Consider the following 19,265-nt stretch of genomic DNA (forward strand, 5'->3'; position numbering starts at 1 on the left):
TATCCTCGTTTAAATTGGCCAATCATGCTCATAATAGTTCATATCCCAAAATAAGTATTCGTATTTGGATGTAATTTGGAAATGTTCCTCCAATAACGCAAGTTCACGCTCCGGCAGTCCTTCAGCTAGTTCATCCATAAGTTTAATCAACGATTTCGCACCTTCTCCAAAGGTTTCAGAATCATATGTATCAATCCATTTTGCATATGGATTTGAGGAAATTCGCTCTCCATATTGTTTACGCAAAAGTTTCCCAATTTCCCAATAATCCCAAGCGCAAGGTAGTAAGCATGAAACGACTTCAGCCAACGTTCCGTTTTGTGCCACATTTAGCATGTAGCGTGTATAGGCGAGATTGATTGGCGTTGGCTTGGTAGCCTCCAACTCTTTGCGAGAGATGCCAAACTCAGCAGCGTATTGACGATGAAGTTCCATCTCAAAATGAAGGGTTTCATGTAATATTTTGGAAAAATGTTCCATCGTTTCCAGATCACGTGCTTTAGTTACGGCAGCAGCAAAAAGCTTCGCATAGTCGATTAAATACACATAGTCCTGTTTCATATAATGTGCGAATTTTTCACGAGGGAGTGTACCTTCTCCTAATTGCTGTACAAACGGATGACGATGACTCTTTTCCCATATTGGTTGCACGTTTTTAAAAAGTCGACCCGTGAATTTACTTGATTTCCTTATCTCCACCTTATTTTCCTCCTTTGATAAGTAAGCTTTTGAGGATGCTTGTATATAAATAAAAAAACCACTTTCCGAATTTTTCGGAAAGCGGTAAGGCATGAGGGCATCATACGCCATTACCTACTTCCCTACGCTAGTACGAACTAGATCAGGTTCAAAGGGTACGTCTCAGCCATAAGGCGCCCCTAGCAGAAAATGAAATTATTCAGTTGAATTTTGTTCTATTAAGAAAAAGATTCATATATTTATATACAAAAAACCTCCACAAAAGTGGAGGTTGCATCTCTAAATGAAACAACATTACCACTTCCCTACGCCAGTTTTAACCGGATCAGGTTCAAAGGGTTTAGAACATCTTGTTCAATCTCAGTCCATAAAAAGACTCCCCTAGTGTTCATATAAAAGTTTATAATCATATTAACACGGTTTCATACCCTGTTCAAGTAGTGCACATAAATAAACGAAGAGGAGTGGACAAATTAATGACAACAGGATTGCTGCATCATCTTGAAATTTATGTTTCCAATCTAGCAAAATCAAAGGAATTTTGGAGTTGGCTTCTTGAAGAATTAGGATATCGTTCATTTCAAAAATGGGACAAAGGTGAAAGTTGGAAGTTAGGGGATACATATCTCGTTTTTGTGCAAGCAGAGGAAAGGTTTTTGGAGCCCCCATATCATCGCTGCCGAGTTGGTTTAAACCATTTAGCTTTCCACGCAGATTCTCGTCAGCATGTAGACCATTTAACAAAGCGATTACGAGAAAGAGGTGTAAGTATACTTTATCCAGGTCAACATCCATTTGCTGGTGGGGAAGATCATTACGCCGTTTATTTTGAGGATCCTGATAGAATTAAAGTTGAATTAGTTGCAACGATGCCATAACTTTAGTTAAAATCGCTATTTACGGTAGAAGCAATGAATGAACGAAAAGGCGCCAAATCCTCTTGTTTAAGGCTTTGGCGCTATTGTTCTTGTTGAAATTGATCGACATCGTAGTTGTGTATAACTCTTTTAATGAGTGAATCTACATCTAGCTCCGGTGCTTAGACCTATTAAATTTCCCATTCCATCTGTACGATCAGTCAACCTACGTTGCTAGCCCCGTAAGTTTCCTATTTCTCTTACCTGAATGGTCCAATTTATACGGACCTGAACAAAGCGCATGTGCTTTTGTTCTGATAATTAAATCGTCTCAAGAATTTTTTTTAAAGCATGATCAGCGTCTACATAATCATAACCGAGATCTTTTGCAACTGCTTCATAAGTAATGGCACCAGCAGCAACATTAACGCCACATTTTAAAGCATGATTTTCTGAAATTGCTTTGTGTATCCCTTTATTGGCAATTTGCAAAGCATACGGGACAGTAACATTCGTTAGACCAATTGTAGACGTTCTTGGAACAGCACCAGGCATATTAGCAACAGCATAATGGACAACACCATGTTTCAAGTAAGTTGGAGCATCATGTGTAGTAATGCGATCCACGGTTTCAAAAATACCACCTTGATCGATTGCGACATCAACTACAACTGAGCCAGGTTTCATTGATTCAATCATTTCTTCTGTAACTAATTTTGGTGCTTTTGCACCTGGAATTAATACGGCACCAATTACTAAATCAGACTCGCGCACTGATTGGGCAATACTAAGTGGATTGGACATCAATGTTTGAATATCGTTTCCAAATAAATCATCTAATTGTCGGAGACGGTGGGGACTTAAGTCAATAATTGTCACTTCGGCACCTAAACCAATAGCAAGCTTGGCTGCATTCGTACCTACTACACCACCACCGATGATCGTGACCTTGCCACGCTTGACACCAGGAATACCAGAAAGCAAAATCCCTTGACCGCCATTAGATTTTTGTAAAAATTGCGCTCCAATTTGCGCTGACATACGGCCAGCTACTTCACTCATTGGTGTCAATAGGGGCAAGGTGCGATTAACTTCCACTGTTTCGTAAGCAATAGCTGTAACACCATTATCAACCAACGCTTTTGCCAGTTCTGGTTCAGCAGCTAAATGTAAATAAGTAAAGAGAATTAAACCTTGACGAAAATAGCCATATTCCGATGGGAGAGGTTCTTTTACCTTCATAACCATTTCGGCCGCCCATGCTTTATCAGGTGTTGATACGATTTCAGCACCTGCTTCGATATAAGCTTTATCTGTAAAACCACTTCCGGCTCCAGCTTCTGTTTCAATTAAAACACGATGACCTGCTTTCACTAGAGCAATAACACCAGCAGGCGTCATCGCCACTCGATTTTCGTTATTTTTAATTTCTTTTGGCACACCAATTAACATTTAAAATCCCCCTTATAAATGTTGACCTAAAATTCTATTTTAATTATAATTTTTTGAAAATATTTTGAACATTGTCGAAAGATTAAAAAAAGAAAAGGAGCATTTGTGAAATTTCACAAATGCTCCTTTTCTTGAAGACGCTCAAGTTTTAAATCAATAAATAACGCTACTTTTTGATGGGGATCACGCAAATTTATTGCTCCTATTTCTGCGATTCGCTTTAATCGGTAACTTAATGTATTTAAATGGATATGTAATGCTTTAGCAGCTTCGTTCATGTTACTATCAAAAATCAAATACGTCTCCAACGTATGGAGAAGTTGGGTATGATGCTTTAAATCATATTGTTTAAGCCTTTTTAATGAAAGATTTTCGTAATGCTCCAATCTATTTTTTTCAAAGATTAAATCTAAATATCGATAAATCCCCAGTTCTTGATAATTGATCAATTGTGCAGCTAGATCGGGAAACTTCTTTTGGCATTGAAGAACGAAAAGAGCTTCTTGATAACTCCTTTCAATATCAGTATAATCTTGAGAAATTGTTCCACACCCACCATTGATTGAGTTTATACTAAACCGCTTACACATATGGGCGATAAACTCCGTGATAAATGCTTTCAAATCCCTCTCAGTATATTTATCCTCGTTTGGGGCTGTGAGTAAAATAACTTCTTTTTCATCAAAAACACGAAAAATGATTTTCAATTGTTGTGTCGTTGAAAGAAGATAGAAAATTTGTTGCTGATTTTCTTTAGAAATTTCTTCTTGAAATTGAAAGACAACAACAGAAAAGATTGCAGGAGGCAAAAGTTGAAATTCCGCAAATTTTTCACGAATTTCTTTTTTGGAGCGTATATTCCCTGTTAATAGCTTCCAAAAAAACTCATTAATTCCTTCATCTGATTCTTTTTGCAAACCTTGAAGTTGGAGTAAATGATTCTTCACTGCTTGAGCTGCTTGTTTAAAAAGGGGAAAAGATTGATCAGACAACTTTCTTTCAACCTCCAACGCCCAAATATAACCAAGTACCTCGTTATTTTTTCGAATTGCAATCGCGATTCGATCTCCGAGACCAACTTCTTTAATTTGAGCAATTCGCACAGGTTCATCAGTACGATTAATTTTCGGTAATATATGATTCTTCCACAAGCTGTTAATCACTTTTTCAGGAACACGCCGTCCTATAATCGTCTGAATTCTCGCTTGATCGGTTTCTTCATTATGCTGACTATAAGCAAGAAGACGATGATTGGCATCCTCGATTGTAACAGGACAATGAAAAACTTCACTTATGCGATCAACCAAGCTTTCTAATGTCTTAAAATTCCCTTTAAACGGATTATCATTTTTACTGTAAAGATCCATCGTATCCGTTCTCCTTATAAACTGAAATATGTATAATCATAGCTTACGTTTTAGGGACTTGTATATGTAAATTGCAGAAATTTTTGCGAATAAAAATAGGGGAAATTAATCGTGCAAGTAAGGTTTGCTACATTTGTGAAAAATCAAGCTCAATATCAATCATTATGGAGCACATCAAGCTCTTTTTATTTGGTTTTCTTAAACTAAATTTTTGGCTTATGTCGTGCGAAAACAAAAGTTTCACACTCCTTTCAATTATAATGAAAGATTAGAGAAAAATGAGGGGAAAACAACATTGACATAAAATAAAGTCTTTACTTTAGAGCATTTATGCCGAAAACATGGAGTTAGTATTTAATAGTTTTATAGATTTTCTCTGTATTTTCAAAAGAAATCCCAAAAGATAATATTTTTAAAAATAAAAGTATAGACATTTAATAAAATAAGTATATAATTAATTTTGTAAACGATTCAAGAAAGCGCTTTTTTTGATTATTTATCCAATATTTCATAATAAAGGAGTTTGATTGAGATGAAAAAAATCTTATTAGCCTGTAGTTCTGGAATGTCAACAAGCCTTTTAGTGACGAAAATGGAAGAGTACGCGGCATCGATCGGTGATGAAGTAAAAATTTGGGCAGTAGGCCAGGATCAAGCAAAAAAAGAATTCGCCAATGCTGATGTTGTTTTAATCGGACCACAAATGAGTTTTTTAAAGGGAGAATTCCAGAAAGACGCAGAACAATACGGAATTAAAGTGGAAGTTATCGACATGATGGCCTACGGAATGGCCGATGGTAAAAAAGCGTATGAACAAGCACTTTCACTAATGTAATGGAGGAATGGTCGTGGATAACCTCAATTTAGAAGAGCTATCAGCAGAACAAGTCAATTTTATGCTTATTCTTCATAGCGGAAATGCAAGGAGCAAAGTAATTCAAGCATTGCGCGAATATAAAGAAGGAAGAGTAACAGAAGCTGATCATTTGCTGATTGAAGCTGAAGAAGATTTAAAAGTCGCCCATCAAATTCACTTTAAGATGGTTCAGCAAGAAGCTTCAGGGACAAAAGTCGAGTTTGCATTATTACTTATGCACGCAGAAGATCATTTAATGTCAACATTATCAATGAAAGAGCTAGTAAAGGAAATGCTAGACCTCTTTAAACAAAAAAAATTATAAAGGGAGGAAGCGGCGATGTTTGAGAAACTAAGTAAATATCTTATTCCAATCGCTGGAAAATTAAATAATAATCGCTTTTTATCAGTGTTGCGCGACGCATTTATGTTAGCGTTCCCATTAACGATTTTCGGTTCCATTTTTGTCGTATTAACAAATCTACCATTCTTAGAAAAAATTATGAGTGCTGGAGCTCTAGCAAATTTTAAGGACATGTTTGGAATCGCTTCCTCAGCAACGATGGGGATTATGTCCGTCTTTGTTGTATTCGGCATCGGATATTACTTGTCGAAAAGCTATGAGGTTGAAGCAATTTTCGGAGGAGCGATTTCACTTGTTTCCTTTCTATTATTAACTCCATTTATTGTAACACTTGAGGGTGGGGAGGTTGTGTCAGGTGTGATTCCGCTCGATCGCTTAGGTGCAAAAGGCATGTTCCTCGGCATGATTACAGCATTTCTTGCCACGGAAATCTATCGACGTATCGTTCAAAAAAATATAACGATAAAAATGCCTCCTGGGGTTCCACCAGCAGTAGCTAAATCATTTGCAGCGTTAATTCCTGCAATCATAACATTAACTGTTTTTTTGATGATTAACGTATTGGTAACACAATTGTTTAACACAAATTTGCATGATATTATCTATAACGCTATTCAAGCACCGTTGGTAGGATTAGGAAGTGGAATAGTTCCAACACTAGTAGCTGTATTCTTTATTCAAATCTTCTGGTTTTTTGGTTTACATGGACAAATCATTATTAACTCTGTGATGGATCCAATTTGGAACACTTTAATGATAGAAAACTATGAAGCTTATCAAGCAGGTGCAGCGTTACCGCATATTATTTCCAAACCTTTTATGGAAATTTATACAGTTGGAATGGGCGGTACTGGTATGACGCTTGTGGTTGTTTTTGCAATGCTTGCTTTCATGAAGAGCAGACAATTAAAACAAGTGGGTAAGCTTGCGGTTGGTCCAGGTCTCTTCAATGTTAATGAACCTGTTATCTTTGGATTACCAATTGTCATGAACCCAATTGTCATTGTTCCTTGGATTATAGCACCAATGGTTGTTACACTCGTTTCTTACTTTGCTATGTCAATTGGTTTAGTACCACCACCAACAGGGGTTGCCATACCTTGGACAGTACCATTCTTCATCAACGGGATCATGGCAACTAACTCTTTAGCGGGAGGAATTTTGCAGCTCGTAAACATGGTGATTGTTGGGCTAATTTGGTTCCCATTTTTAAAAACTTTAGATAAAACCAATTTAATAAAAGAAAAAGAAGCAGAAAAAGCTGCTTGAAAATTTTAAAGCGAGTAGAAACTTTGAACAAATAAATACCCTGTTCAAAATATCGATAAAAAAGGAGACTGCAGTGATGACTAACATGAATGAGATAAAATATCGTTTCCCAGACGGGTTTTGGTGGGGATCTGCCGCATCTGGACCACAAACGGAAGGGGCCGCTGCGGTGGATGGCAAAGGAAAGAATATTTGGGATCACTGGTATGAAATTGAGCCAAATCGTTTTTTTGATGGGGTAGGACCCGACAAAACATCGCAATTTTACTACAAGTATAAAGATGATATCCTCCTGATGAAAGAAAGCGGCCATAATTCTTTTCGAATGTCGATCCAGTGGTCACGTCTTATTCCTGAAGGAAGAGGCAAGGTCAATCAAAAAGCAGTTGAATTTTACAATAATGTCATAAATGAAATGATTGCTCACGGAATCGAACCATTCGTTAATCTCTTTCACTTCGATATGCCATTGAAGTTGCAAGAAATTGGAGGCTGGATAAATCGCGAGACTGTTGATGCCTATGTGAAATATGCACAAACATGCTTTGAGCTCTTCGGTGATCGAGTGAAATTTTGGTTCACCCATAATGAACCGATTGTACCAGTTGAAGGTGGGTATTTATACGATTTCCATTACCCTAATGAAGTTGATTTCGGCAAAGCCGTTCAAGTTGCCTTCCATTCGATACTTGCAAGTGCTAAAGCGATTCAAGCTTATAGAAGTGTGAAACATGATGGAAAAATTGGGATCATTCTTAATTTGACTCCTTCATATCCAAGAAGCCAAAACCCTGCAGATTTGCAAGCAGCGAAAATTGCTGACGCCTTCTTTAATCGCTCATTTTTGGATCCATCTGTAAAGGGAGAATTCCCACCGGAATTGATACAAATTCTCAAAGAAGAAGGTTTTTTACCGCATATTAAGAGCGGTGATTTAGAAGTTATTAAAGAAAACACTGTCGATCTGCTTGGTGTCAATTATTATCAGCCAAGAAGGGTAAAAGCGAAGGAAAACTTGCCGAATCCTAGTGCTCCTTTTATGCCTGAGCGATTCTTTGATCATTACGTGATGCCCGGTCGCAAAATGAATCCTCATCGGGGCTGGGAAATCTATGAAAAAGGGATTTATGATATTTTAACAAATTTAAGAGAGAACTACGGCAATATCGAGTGCTTTATATCAGAAAATGGAATGGGTGTTGAAGGTGAAGAAAAATTCCGTGACCAAAATGGAATAATTCAAGATGATTATCGCATTAAATTTATTCAAGAACATCTCAAATGGGTTCATAAAGCGTTAGAAGAGGGAGCGAACGTGAGAGGCTATCATTTGTGGACTTTTATGGATAATTGGTCATGGACAAACGCTTATAAAAATCGATACGGCCTAGTGTCAGTGAATTTACACAAAGATGGTGAAAGAACAATTAAAAAGAGCGGTCAATGGTTTAGAAGCATTTCAGAACATAATGGTTTTTAAAGATGGTCGTTTTGACCATCTTTTTTCAACGAAAAGGAAAATTGGAAAACAATCAACCATTTTTGATAACTTGATGTATGATAGAGTAGAAAGCGCATTTTTAGGCGTAAGACGTTATTTTTTGAAATTAAACCTTATAGAAAAGCTGTGTGTGCTAAAGACCATCGTTGCTCGTTTTCGCTGAGGAAATGTTCTTGGTTAAGAAGTAGTGGGAAGCTATCCTAATAAATGAAATGAAGCATACTCAAAACGATCCCATATGGCACAGCTACTAGAAAAAGAAATTATGAATAAGGTGGAGACCGGTGATGCCAAAATACGAGACTATTTCATCCGTAATGAGAGAAAGAATAAAAAATCAGTTTTATCCCATCGATCAACCAATACCAGATGAAATTACATTAGCAAAAGAGTTTCAGTGCAGCCGAATGACTATGAAACGGGCGCTGGATATTTTAGTGAAAGAAGGTTTGCTGTACCGGAAAAGAGGGCACGGAACTTTTATTATTCAATCTGCTATATCTCAGAATGTTGTAAACGTTGGTACAAACGAGATTTTAGGCTTGTCGCGCCTTTTAAAGGGGAAGAAAGTGACGAGCGAAGTGATTAAATTTGATGTCCAATTTCCTACGCAAGAAGTCGCAGAGCATTTAGCAATAGACGTAAAAACTCCTGTTTATTTTTTAATCCGTCTGCGATTGGTCGATGATGAACCATATGTTATGGAAAGGACATATATGCCCACGATCTTGATTCCAGGAATCACAGATGATATTTTACATGGCTCGATCTATTCATATATTCGGGAGACGTTAGGACTTACAATTGCAGGATCCCATCGAAAAATACGGGCATGTAAATCAGAAGAGCTTGATCATCAATATTTGGCATGCTTACCTGATGACCCCATTTTAGAAGTGGAACATGTCGGTTTTTTAAATAATGGAGTACCATTTGAATACTCTTTTTCACGGCATCGCTATGACAAATTTGAAGTGACGACTATCAACTAACACCACGTATTGGAGGGATAAGCTATGCTAGGAGCCATTGAAGCAGGTGGCACAAAATTTGTTTGCGCCGTTGGCAATGAAAAAGGAATGATTGCCGAGCGTATACAAATTCCCACAACTAGACCAATTGAAACGCTCCATGAAGTGAGCACCTTTTTTCGAAAATTTAAAGTTGACGCAATCGGAATCGGTTCTTTTGGACCCATTGATGTAAATGAAAAAAGCCCTACCTATGGATATATTACTTCCACACCCAAAACAGCTTGGCGAAATTTCCCCTTCGTGAAAACGATAAAGGAAGCATTTTCAGTTCCAATCGGTTTTAATACAGACGTCAACGCCGCCGCTTTAGGGGAAGCAAAACTCGGAGCTGCAATCGGGTTAGACAGCTGTCTTTATATTACTGTCGGGACTGGAATCGGAGCAGGAGCGCTAGTACAGGGACGATTATTACAGGGCTTATCGCATCCTGAAATGGGACATACCTATGTTCGACGTCACCCACAAGATTTATTTGCAGGAAGTTGTCCTTATCATAAGGACTGTTTGGAAGGCTTAGCTTCAGGTCCAAGTATTGAAAGACGTTGGGGACAGACTGGAGTAACTCTTTCGGAACGCTCTGAAGTGTGGGAGTTAGAAGGTTATTATATCGCTCAGGCACTTGTGCAATATATTCTGATTCTTTCACCGAAAAAGATCATTCTTGGCGGTGGAGTGATGAAGCAAAAGCATGTATTTCCTTTTATTTATCACCATTTAACAGAGCTTTTGAATGGTTATGTAGAATTACCTGAGCTAACCAATTATATTGTTTCTCCTCAATTGGGGGATGACGCTGGGATAACAGGAGCTTTATTACTGGCTTATGAGGCATTACAACAAAACTAAAAAGGGAGGAACTTTAATTGCAACTGCAACCATTATTTTTAAAACCAATTTTTCAGGAAAGAATCTGGGGTGGTACATTATTAAAGAAACACTATGGCTATAATATTCCTTCAGAAAAAACGGGTGAATGTTGGGCAATTTCTGCCCATCCCAACGGTCCATCGATCATTGAAAATGGCCATTTTGCTGGGAAAACGTTAGCAGAGTTATGGATGGAATATCCTGAGCTATTTGGTCATCCGCTTGATAAGGCGTTTCCCCTTTTAACTAAGATCTTGGATGCTAATATGGATTTATCTGTTCAAGTCCATCCTGATGATACATATGCTAAGAAGAACGAGAACGGAGAATTAGGGAAAACGGAATGTTGGTACATTATTGATTGTAAAGAAGATGCTGAAATGATTTTCGGCCATAACGCGCAAACGAAAGAAGAGCTTGAAGAAATGATCGCTCAAGGCAAATGGAACGATTTGCTTCGCCGTGTCAAAATAAAGCCCGGTGATTTCTTCTATGTCCCTAGTGGAACGATACACGCGTTATGTGAAGGGACCCTTGTATTAGAAACGCAACAAAGCTCTGATACGACATATCGAGTATACGATTATGGGCGTCATGATGAAAAAGGAAACCTTCGTGAACTCCACTTAAATAAGGCGCTTGAAGTAACACAAGTTCCACATAAAGCCGTAAAAACAACACCAATTATAGAAACAAAGGAAAATGTAACGATTACCACTTTTATTCAATCAGAGTTTTTCTCTGTATCCAAATGGGAAATAAGCGGAATTGCCAAATTCTCTGAAGGGGTGAGATATTTGCTTATGAGTGTTTTAAAAGGCGAAGGTACATTCCAGTATGATGGTCATGCGTACCCAATAAAGAAAGGAGTTCACTTTGTCGTCCCTGTAGGCATGGGTGAATTTGCAATATCGGGAAACTGTGAATTGATCGTTTCTCATCCTTAAAAAATAATAGACAAAATCGTCTGGTTTCGTACCTTTGTGGCTCTAATCGTTTCCCTCGTAAACACTAACAAAAAGGGCACAAAAGTTCATAAGCAAAGAATCTTGGTCGTAACTTACGTAAATAATGATCATGAAGATTAGTCTGCATGTAGGCGATGAAAGAGCATCTTCCCTTTTTAATGAGGGAAATATTTTCAAGTAAAGGAGTGAAGGGCATGATTCATAAAGAACTTAAATCATTTCCCCCACATTTTCTCTGGGGTGCAGCTTCGGCAGCCTATCAAGTAGAAGGAGCTTGGAATGTTGATGGAAAGGGGATTTCGAATTGGGATAAATTTGTTCGAATTCCTGGTAAAACATTTAAAGGCACAACAGGTGATGTAGCTGTTGATCATTATCACCGCTATAAAGAGGATATCCAATTAATGAACGAGATGGGGATGAAAGCATATCGTTTTTCTGTCGCTTGGACTCGAATCTTTCCAAGTGGTCGCGGTGAATTAAATGAAAAAGGGATCGAATTTTATGATCATTTAATTAACGAGTTAAAAACAAACGGAATTGAGCCGATTTTAACGCTCTATCATTGGGATCTTCCACAAGCTCTACAGGATGAATATGGAGGTTGGGAATCTAGAGAAATCATTTCAGATTTTACCCGATACAGCGTTGAATTATTTAAGCGTTTTGGGGATCGTGTGAAATATTGGGTCAGCCTTAATGAGCAAAATATCTTTACGATGCTAGGTTATCGTCTGGCCGCTCATCCTCCTGGTGTCATGGATGATAAATTATTCTATCAAGTCAATCATCATGCAAATCTAGCTAACGCAAGCGTCATTAAAGAATTTAGAAAATATGTGCCTGATGGAAAAATCGGCCCAAGTTTTGCCTATTCCCCTGCCTATGCGCGAACATCCAACCCAAAAGATATTATTGCAGCTGAAAATGCAGAAGAGCTAAATAGCCATTGGTGGATGGACATATATGCATGGGGGAGATATCCGAAAGCCGTCTGGAATTATTTAGAAAGCAGCGGTCTTGCTCCACGAATTGAAGAAGGCGATTTTGAACTGTTGCGTCAAGGTACTCCTGATTTCATGGGGGTCAACTATTATCAAACGACAACCTATGAAGAAAACCCTTTAAACAACGGAGCAGGAATAGCCAAAATTAATACGACTGGGGAAAAAGGCACCTCGGAGGATACAGGGATTCCAGGGGTCTTTAAAACCGTAGAGAATCCTCATCTAGAAAGAACTGATTGGGATTGGAATATCGATCCTCTTGGCCTTAGAATTGCTCTGCGCCGCATAACCAATCGCTACAACTTACCAATTTTAATTAGTGAAAATGGTTTAGGGGCTTTTGACAAGCTGGAAAAAGACGATGTTGTCAATGATAATTATCGTATTGACTATATTCGTACCCATATCGAAGCGATGCAAGAGGCCATTTCCGATGGAGTAGACGTACTTGGCTATTGCGTCTGGTCTTTTACCGACCTGCTTAGTTGGCTGAACGGTTTCCAAAAACGTTATGGATTTGTTTATGTCAATCAGCATGAGGAAGGAGAACATGATCTTCGCCGCGTGAAGAAGAAAAGCTTTGATTGGTATAAGAAAGTGATTGCTTCCAACGGCACGGTTTTATAACTAGTGATCACTTCATATTTTTATGGTTAGGATAGATGCTGTTAATGAAAAAAATTATAGAAAAAATACGATTTGTATGGGCAATCCCATCTTTTCCAGTTTTATTTCTTATTAATACAATTTTTGGATTGTCGATGTCTTTCTTTGTCCCTTTTTCATCTCTCTTCGGTATTGATGAAGTAGGGATGACGAACGCAAGCTTCGGGATCTTTATGACCGTTATGGCAGTTGGTGGAGTGGTGATTAGCAGTTATATCGCCAAACGTTCCGACTTAAAAACAAACCGGAGAACATTACTGCTGCTCACATCTTTTACAGGAATTCTTGGCTACTCCATGTTTGCATTTTTACGTGATTATCTAGCTTTGCTCATAACAGCTTTTGTATTACTTGGAACAACAGCTGCAGCAGTACCGCAGCTATGGGCATATGCTAGAGATGCCTTAAAAGCTGCCTGTATTGCCAGTGAAGAAACCCCTTTTGTTATGAATGTTTTTCGTATGTTTTTCGCACTGTCATGGACGATCGGACCGGCATTAGGTTCCTGGCTACTTATTATGATTGGGTTCAAAGGGTTGTTTTTATTTGTCGCAGCAGGCTATTTACTAGCATTTTTAACGATTTTCTTTTTTTTGAAAAAGTTAGAGACACAAAGTGAAGCACGAAAAGAATCAATAGCCATAAGGAACTATTTGTCAAAGCCACATATTCTTGCTAATCTAGGTGCCGCTCTGCTATTAGCAGCTGCCACATCGATCCATATGTTAAATGTTCCTCAGTTTGTCATGAAAGTCCTTGATGGAACAGAGGTCGATGTCGGAGTAATCTTCAGCGTTCCACCCATTTTTGAGGTGCCTTTTATGATTGCTCTTGGCATCCTAGCAACTAAAATGGATAACGGACTCCTTGTTAAAGCAGGATTTTTTATCGCTTTTACTTATTTCTTATTGTTTAGTTTTGTAACAGAAACCTGGCAAATCTATCCACTGCAAATATTAAGTGCGGCTCAAGTATCGATTACCGCAGGAATAGCGATCTCATATTTTCAAGATTTTATTCCAACTGCACAAGGTACAGCAACGACTCTGTATTGTAATTTTAAATCTTCTGAAATACACTCTCTACATCTCGATAACCAGTGCGGTCATCCCCACTAGGCTCGTCAGTTTCAAGTGTCCATAAATTATTTAAAGGGGCTAAAAATTCATTCTCATTCTTTCGGAAAGAAGAGTGGATATGATAGGTTTTCTTTTGTAACAGTATAACCGATATGGTAAATACCATCCTGTCCATCTTCCTCGTAAATTCCAATTTCATCAATTTCATATTGTTCAAGATATGTTTGGAAAGGCTTTTGTAAATCATTTATGATTTGTGCTCTAGATAAGTACTCCAATACGATCACTCCTTTAGAAAATTCGATGTATTTAATATGGCTACTGACGTTGTAAATTATCCAAATCCTTACCAATCATTATGATTGCTCCCATTTCTCTTCCAATACTATAATAAAAGCTTCAACATTTTTATTATTTTTCATAATTGGAGAATATACATAAGAAAAAGTTCTTTTAAATGGCTGCTGATTAATAGGAAGAACAGCTAAATAGCGATGAGCTATTTCTCTTTTAATAGAATTTTTCGCTAACAAGGAAAGTCCTAATCCGCTGATGACTGATTCTTTAATTGCCTGAATGCTATTCATCGTCAAAAGTGATTTTATTTTCAGACCATTATTAGCCAAGACCTCCATTAAAAAATCGCGATTACCGGAACCTTCTTCTCGTGATAGCCAAGTTTCATTTATCAGTTCAGAAAAGTGGATTTTTTCTTTATGCACGAGTGGGTGATCAGAAGAAGAAACAATATAAAACTCTTCCTCCATGAAGGGAATAACATGAAAAACATTCTCCTTAGCCTCGCCTTCAATGAAGCCAATATCAATGCGAAACTCACGAACAGATTGCAATATTTCTTCTCTATTCCCGATCATCATTTCAATTTCAAGAGCAGGATATTTTCTCTGTAACTCACACAGGAGGGAGGGGAGGATGTATTCGCCGATCGTATAGCTCGCACCAATTGTCAATTTTCCTGCTATTTTATGATGATATTCTAAAATCTCTTGTTTCGCCAATTCGTAAATTTTAATCATTTCTTTTGCTCGCTTTAATAGCAGCTGTCCACTTGGTGTTATTTTTAAAAACTTTGGTGAGCGTTGAAATAGTTCCGTATTAAATTCTTTTTCCAAATTTTTAATATGAAGGCTGACGGTTGGTTGAGACATTAGAAGTTTATCTGCTGTTTTCGTAAAATTTTTCACTTCCGCTAATGTCACAAATGTTTTAAGTTCTTCTAACTGCATTCATCTCCCACCTTATGATTAGGAATCATGATGATTCCGATTATTTAAAATTATTTTACATTTCAGCTTTTCTTCGTTAAAGTTTTTACATAGTTAAAGCTTTTCTGAAATTAAGAACACGAGATTTTTTTTGATTATAAAACCAACTTATTTGATAGGAAAAGTAAATATAATGATATATTACCAAATTTTTTGTGAGGTGGATAGTATTGCAAATTCAAGTAGGAAACAGTCCATTTAATCAGGAGCAGGTTGAACTTATAAATCAGTTACTAGCAACTTTAACAGATTCACAAAAAATCTGGTTAAGTGGTTTTTTTTCAGGCTCCCTATCTAGAGATAGTGAAACAACGGCACTCAGTAATAAAGAGCAACCTACCATGACGGTAAAAGATGAAATTACGATCCTATACGGTTCACAGACAGGAAATGCTCAAGGTCTTTCAAAAAAAGCGCAAGAGGAGCTTGAAAAAAACGGCTTCAAAGTGACTGTCGCTGCCATGAACGATTTTAAGCCAAATCAACTAAAAAAGATAAACCAATTACTCATTATTGTCAGTACCCATGGTGAAGGGGATCCTCCTGATAATGCCATTATCTTTCATGAATTTTTATACGGTAAAAGAGCACCAAAACTTGAGCACTTGCACTATTCCGTTTTGGCACTTGGAGATAGCTCGTATGAGTTTTTTTGCCAGGTAGGAAAAGAATTTGACCGTAAACTAGAAGAATTAGGCGCTACACGGATTTATCCTCGCTTTGATTGCGATCTTGATTTTGACGAACCAGCTCAGGAATGGCTAGAAGGTGTGATCAAAAGCTTAAAAGAAGCTAATCCAGACGGCGAACCTCAAGCACTTAAGCATCTATCAACTTCGCAAACCGTTTCTGCGTATTCGAGGAGCAATCCTTTTAAAGCTGAAGTACTGGAAAATCTTAATTTAAACGGGAAAGGCTCAAATAAAGAAACACGCCACTTAGAATTATCACTAGAAGGATCGGGGCTAACCTACAAACCAGGGGATAGTTTAGGAATTATTCCTGAAAATGATCCAGCGCTCGTTGATTCTTTATTAAACGTATTAAAATGGGGCGCAGATGAATCTGTAATAATTAATAAACAAGGCGATATTTTATCATTAAAAGAAGCATTAACGAGACACTATGAAATTACGGTCATTACAAAGCCGCTTTTACAAAAAGTTCAAGAACTGCTTCAGCACCCAAATTTAGACAAACTTCTGGAGACTAGCAACGAGACAACGTTTAGAGACTACATTGAAGGGCGAGATCTTCTTGATCTCATTGAAGATTTTGGTATATGGGGGGATTCAGCACAAGAATTTGTATCGGTATTACGCAAAATACCACCGCGTTTATATTCGATTGCAAGCAGCTATGAGGCAAATCCAGACGAGGTTCACCTAACGATTGGTACAGTTCGGTATTCCGCCCATGGCAAAAATCGAAAAGGGGTTTGCTCTACTTTCTGTGCAGAAAGAATCTCTATTGGTGACAAGATCCCTGTTTTTATCCAATCTAATGATAACTTTCGCCTTCCAGATGATCCAAGTACGCCGATTATTATGGTCGGACCGGGTACAGGGGTTGCTCCATTTCGCGCTTTTATGCAAGAACGCGAAGAAACAGGAGCGACAGGGAAATCATGGATGTTTTTCGGAGATCAGCATTTTATGACTGATTTTCTCTACCAAACAGAATGGAATCAATGGTTAAACAATGAAGTACTAACAAAAATGAGCGTTGCCTTTTCCCGTGATGGTGCTGACAAAATATATGTACAGCATCGGATGAAAGAGCATAGTAAAGAACTGTACTCTTGGCTTGAGGAAGGAGCTGTCCTTTACATTTGCGGTGATGAGAAGAATATGGCAAAGGATGTACATGAGACATTAATTGAAATTATTGCAAAAGAAGGGAATGTGAGTCGGGCAATTGCAGAAGAATATTTGAGTAATCTTCAGCAGCTAAGGCGCTATCAAAGAGACGTATATTAAAGATTTAAGCGAGAGGAGAATGGATGATGGCTGACAAAATGATCAAAGCCCCTGATGGCCCTCCAAGTAAAAATGAAAAGTTAAAAAGGGAGAGCAATTTTTTAAGAGGTACATTAAAAGAAGAGATGGCAGACCCGCTTTACGCAAGGATATCTGAAAATTCAAACCAACTCTTAAAATTTCACGGGAGCTACCAGCAGGATGATCGTGATCTTCGCAATGAACGGCAAAGACAAAAGCTTGAGCCCGCCTATCAATTTATGATTCGCGTTCGGTTGCCTGGCGGAGTTGCTACAACTGAACAGTGGCTTATCATGGATGAAATTGCTGAAAAATACGGCAATCAAACACTTAAACTAACAACGAGACAAACATTTCAAATGCATGGTATTTTGAAGTGGAATATGAAAAACACGATGCAGGAAATCAATCAAGTGCTGCTCGATACAATTGCTGCCTGCGGAGACGTGAATCGTAACGTCATGAGCAATGCGAACCCGTTTCAATCTGAACTCCACGCTGAAGTATATGAATGGTCGAAAAAACTCAGCGATGATTTGCTACCTAAAACAAGAGCTTATCATGAAATCTGGTTAGATGAAGAAAAAATTTTTAGCAGTCCAGAAATGGAAGAAGTCGAGCCCATGTATGGACCAGTTTATTTGCCAAGAAAATTTAAAATCGGCATAGCGATACCCCCATCAAATGATGTCGATGTTTTTTCACAGGATTTAGGCTTTATTGCTATTGTTGAGGAAGATAGACTAATAGGTTTTAATGTCTTGATCGGTGGTGGAATGGGTATGACCCATGGTGATCCGGAAACCTATCCGCAAATAGCAAAAGTGATTGGCTTTTGTAAGCCAGAACAAATGTACGAAGTATCAGAAAAAATCATCACGATTCAAAGAGATTATGGAAATCGCTCCAATCGAAAAAATGCCCGCTTTAAATATACGGTTGATCGGCTCGGTCTTTCAACTGTTAAAGAAGAGTTAAACAAAAGGCTTGGTTGGCCATTAGCGCAAGCAAAACCTTTCCAATTTGTTCATAACGGTGACCGTTTCGGTTGGGTTAAAGGAGTTAAAGGAAAATGGAATTTCACCCTTTTTATTGAAGGTGGAAGGGTGAAAGATTTTAAGAATGCTAAAATTAAGACTGGTATTCGTGAGATTGCTAAAATTCATAAAGGAGATTTCAGACTTACTCCAAATCAAAACTTAATTATTGCAAATGTATCAAGCCGCAATAAAAAACAAATAGATGAATTATTGGAAAAATACGGATTAACAGATGGACGTCACTTCAGCGCTTTACGCAGAAACTCGATGGCTTGTGTGGCCTTACCAACATGCGGATTGTCCATGGCAGAAGCCGAACGTTATTTACCTACTCTTATTGACAAGATCGAAACCATTATTGATGAAAATGGCCTGCGCGATGAAGAGATAACAATTCGAATGACTGGCTGTCCGAACGGCTGTGCCAGACACGCATTAGGAGAAATCGGATTTATCGGGAAGTCACTTGGCAAATACAATATGTATTTAGGTGCGGCATTTGATGGAAGCCGCCTCAGTAAATTGTATCGCGAAAACATTGGCGAAGAGGAAATTCTATCAGAGCTAAAAATACTCCTGCCGAGATACGCAAGGGAAAGAAAAGAAGGGGAACATTTCGGAGATTTTGTAATACGAGCTGGGATTGTTGGAGAGACGACTGATGGAACCAATTTTCATGAGCTTAAGTAAGAAAATTTAGTGAGAATATTTCGTCTATAAATGTTGACAAATCACATCGAGATGGTAGGATTAATATAACTTCTATCGTCCATTTTACGAACTTCTTTCATGAAAGGAGGGCGAATCGCTCTGAAACAAGCAGAATGGCAAAATACGTTCAAGCATTTAGAAGAAATGCTTGCGACTATGAAGTTCGGCTCAATTACTTTAGTCGTACAGGATGGAAAGATCGTACAGATTGAAAAAAACGAAAAGATTCGTCTTCCTTAAAC

General features: G+C 38.0%; 17 protein-coding genes, 1 pseudogene and 2 riboswitches. Of the genes and pseudogenes, 13 read left to right on the plus strand and 5 right to left on the minus strand.

Annotated elements, in window-relative coordinates; translation table 11 throughout:
* Positions 1 to 9: 9 nt before the first annotated feature.
* Entirely contained in the window at positions 10 to 699 is a 690-nt protein-coding gene (tenA, locus tag PZE06_RS09965; RefSeq protein WP_225310668.1) for a thiaminase II, read from the minus strand.
* A 102-nt stretch (positions 700 to 801) separates the two neighbouring features.
* Positions 802 to 890, minus strand: a riboswitch (TPP riboswitch).
* Positions 891 to 984: 94 nt separating this feature from the next.
* Positions 985 to 1,092: riboswitch (TPP riboswitch) on the minus strand.
* A gap of 83 nt (positions 1,093 to 1,175) precedes the next feature.
* Here tenA and PZE06_RS09970 point away from each other — a divergent pair.
* On the plus strand, positions 1,176 to 1,577 hold the full coding sequence (locus tag PZE06_RS09970) for a VOC family protein (RefSeq protein WP_150915539.1): 402 nt from the start codon (positions 1,176 to 1,178) through the stop codon (positions 1,575 to 1,577).
* Between the two features lie 300 nt (positions 1,578 to 1,877).
* Here the strand turns inward: PZE06_RS09970 and ald are convergent, their stop codons facing one another.
* On the minus strand, positions 1,878 to 3,008 hold the full coding sequence (gene ald, locus PZE06_RS09975; RefSeq protein WP_150915540.1) for an alanine dehydrogenase: 1,131 nt from the start codon (positions 3,006 to 3,008) through the stop codon (positions 1,878 to 1,880).
* 113 nt (positions 3,009 to 3,121) lie between these two features.
* Positions 3,122 to 4,375 carry a PucR family transcriptional regulator gene (locus tag PZE06_RS09980; protein WP_150915541.1) on the minus strand — a complete coding sequence of 418 codons (1,254 nt, stop codon included), beginning with the start codon at positions 4,373 to 4,375 and terminating at the stop codon, positions 3,122 to 3,124.
* Between the two features lie 532 nt (positions 4,376 to 4,907).
* Between PZE06_RS09980 and PZE06_RS09985 the strand changes: the two genes are divergently transcribed.
* The 9 genes from PZE06_RS09985 to PZE06_RS10025 all read left to right on the plus strand — a co-directional run bounded on the left by PZE06_RS09985 (position 4,908) and on the right by PZE06_RS10025 (position 14,025).
* Positions 4,908 to 5,210, plus strand: a complete 303-nt coding sequence (locus PZE06_RS09985; RefSeq protein ID WP_150915542.1) for a PTS sugar transporter subunit IIB — start codon at positions 4,908 to 4,910, stop codon at positions 5,208 to 5,210.
* Between the two features lie 13 nt (positions 5,211 to 5,223).
* On the plus strand, positions 5,224 to 5,556 hold the full coding sequence (locus PZE06_RS09990) for a PTS sugar transporter subunit IIA (protein WP_150915543.1): 333 nt from the start codon (positions 5,224 to 5,226) through the stop codon (positions 5,554 to 5,556).
* Between the two features lie 15 nt (positions 5,557 to 5,571).
* Complete coding sequence (gene celB, locus PZE06_RS09995) at positions 5,572 to 6,864, plus strand: PTS cellobiose transporter subunit IIC (RefSeq protein ID WP_150915544.1); 1,293 nt, start codon at positions 5,572 to 5,574, stop codon at positions 6,862 to 6,864.
* Between the two features lie 85 nt (positions 6,865 to 6,949).
* Positions 6,950 to 8,344: a glycoside hydrolase family 1 protein gene (locus PZE06_RS10000; RefSeq protein ID WP_191963214.1), complete on the plus strand. Its 1,395-nt coding sequence runs from the start codon at positions 6,950 to 6,952 to the stop codon at positions 8,342 to 8,344.
* A gap of 308 nt (positions 8,345 to 8,652) precedes the next feature.
* The gene (locus PZE06_RS10005) at positions 8,653 to 9,357 is read left to right on the plus strand and encodes a GntR family transcriptional regulator (protein ID WP_150915546.1); all 705 of its coding nucleotides are present in this window, start codon (positions 8,653 to 8,655) and stop codon (positions 9,355 to 9,357) included.
* A 24-nt stretch (positions 9,358 to 9,381) separates the two neighbouring features.
* Positions 9,382 to 10,245 carry an ROK family protein gene (locus PZE06_RS10010; RefSeq protein WP_150915547.1) on the plus strand — a complete coding sequence of 288 codons (864 nt, stop codon included), beginning with the start codon at positions 9,382 to 9,384 and terminating at the stop codon, positions 10,243 to 10,245.
* A gap of 17 nt (positions 10,246 to 10,262) precedes the next feature.
* Positions 10,263 to 11,213, plus strand: a complete 951-nt coding sequence (gene manA, locus PZE06_RS10015; protein WP_150915548.1) for a mannose-6-phosphate isomerase, class I — start codon at positions 10,263 to 10,265, stop codon at positions 11,211 to 11,213.
* Positions 11,214 to 11,428: 215 nt separating this feature from the next.
* Positions 11,429 to 12,868, plus strand: a complete 1,440-nt coding sequence (locus tag PZE06_RS10020) for a glycoside hydrolase family 1 protein (RefSeq protein ID WP_150915549.1) — start codon at positions 11,429 to 11,431, stop codon at positions 12,866 to 12,868.
* A 44-nt stretch (positions 12,869 to 12,912) separates the two neighbouring features.
* Positions 12,913 to 14,025, plus strand: coding sequence for a sugar efflux transporter (locus PZE06_RS10025; protein WP_191963212.1), 1,113 nt, complete (start codon positions 12,913 to 12,915; stop codon positions 14,023 to 14,025).
* Here PZE06_RS10025 and PZE06_RS30085 read toward each other — a convergent pair.
* A pseudogene (locus PZE06_RS30085) lies at positions 13,967 to 14,273 on the minus strand (DUF5634 family protein). The gene PZE06_RS10025 and the pseudogene PZE06_RS30085 overlap by 59 nt on opposite strands.
* 69 nt (positions 14,274 to 14,342) lie before the next feature.
* A complete protein-coding gene (locus PZE06_RS10040; protein WP_150915551.1) occupies positions 14,343 to 15,233 on the minus strand; it encodes a LysR family transcriptional regulator in 891 nt (296 codons plus the stop codon).
* Between the two features lie 209 nt (positions 15,234 to 15,442).
* Here PZE06_RS10040 and PZE06_RS10045 point away from each other — a divergent pair, with 209 nt between their 5' ends.
* From PZE06_RS10045 to PZE06_RS10055, 3 genes are all read left to right on the plus strand, one after another.
* On the plus strand, positions 15,443 to 17,251 hold the full coding sequence (locus tag PZE06_RS10045) for an assimilatory sulfite reductase (NADPH) flavoprotein subunit (protein WP_150915552.1): 1,809 nt from the start codon (positions 15,443 to 15,445) through the stop codon (positions 17,249 to 17,251).
* Between the two features lie 26 nt (positions 17,252 to 17,277).
* A complete protein-coding gene (gene cysI / locus PZE06_RS10050) occupies positions 17,278 to 19,002 on the plus strand; it encodes an assimilatory sulfite reductase (NADPH) hemoprotein subunit (protein ID WP_150915553.1) in 1,725 nt (574 codons plus the stop codon).
* A 114-nt stretch (positions 19,003 to 19,116) separates the two neighbouring features.
* On the plus strand, positions 19,117 to 19,263 hold the full coding sequence (locus PZE06_RS10055; RefSeq protein WP_225310671.1) for a YezD family protein: 147 nt from the start codon (positions 19,117 to 19,119) through the stop codon (positions 19,261 to 19,263).
* The last annotated feature ends 2 nt before the right edge of the window (positions 19,264 to 19,265 follow it).

This window comes from Robertmurraya sp. DFI.2.37 (genome assembly GCF_029211245.1).
In the GTDB taxonomy this organism is placed as follows: Bacteria; Bacillota; Bacilli; order Bacillales; family Cytobacillaceae; genus Robertmurraya; species Robertmurraya methanolica_A.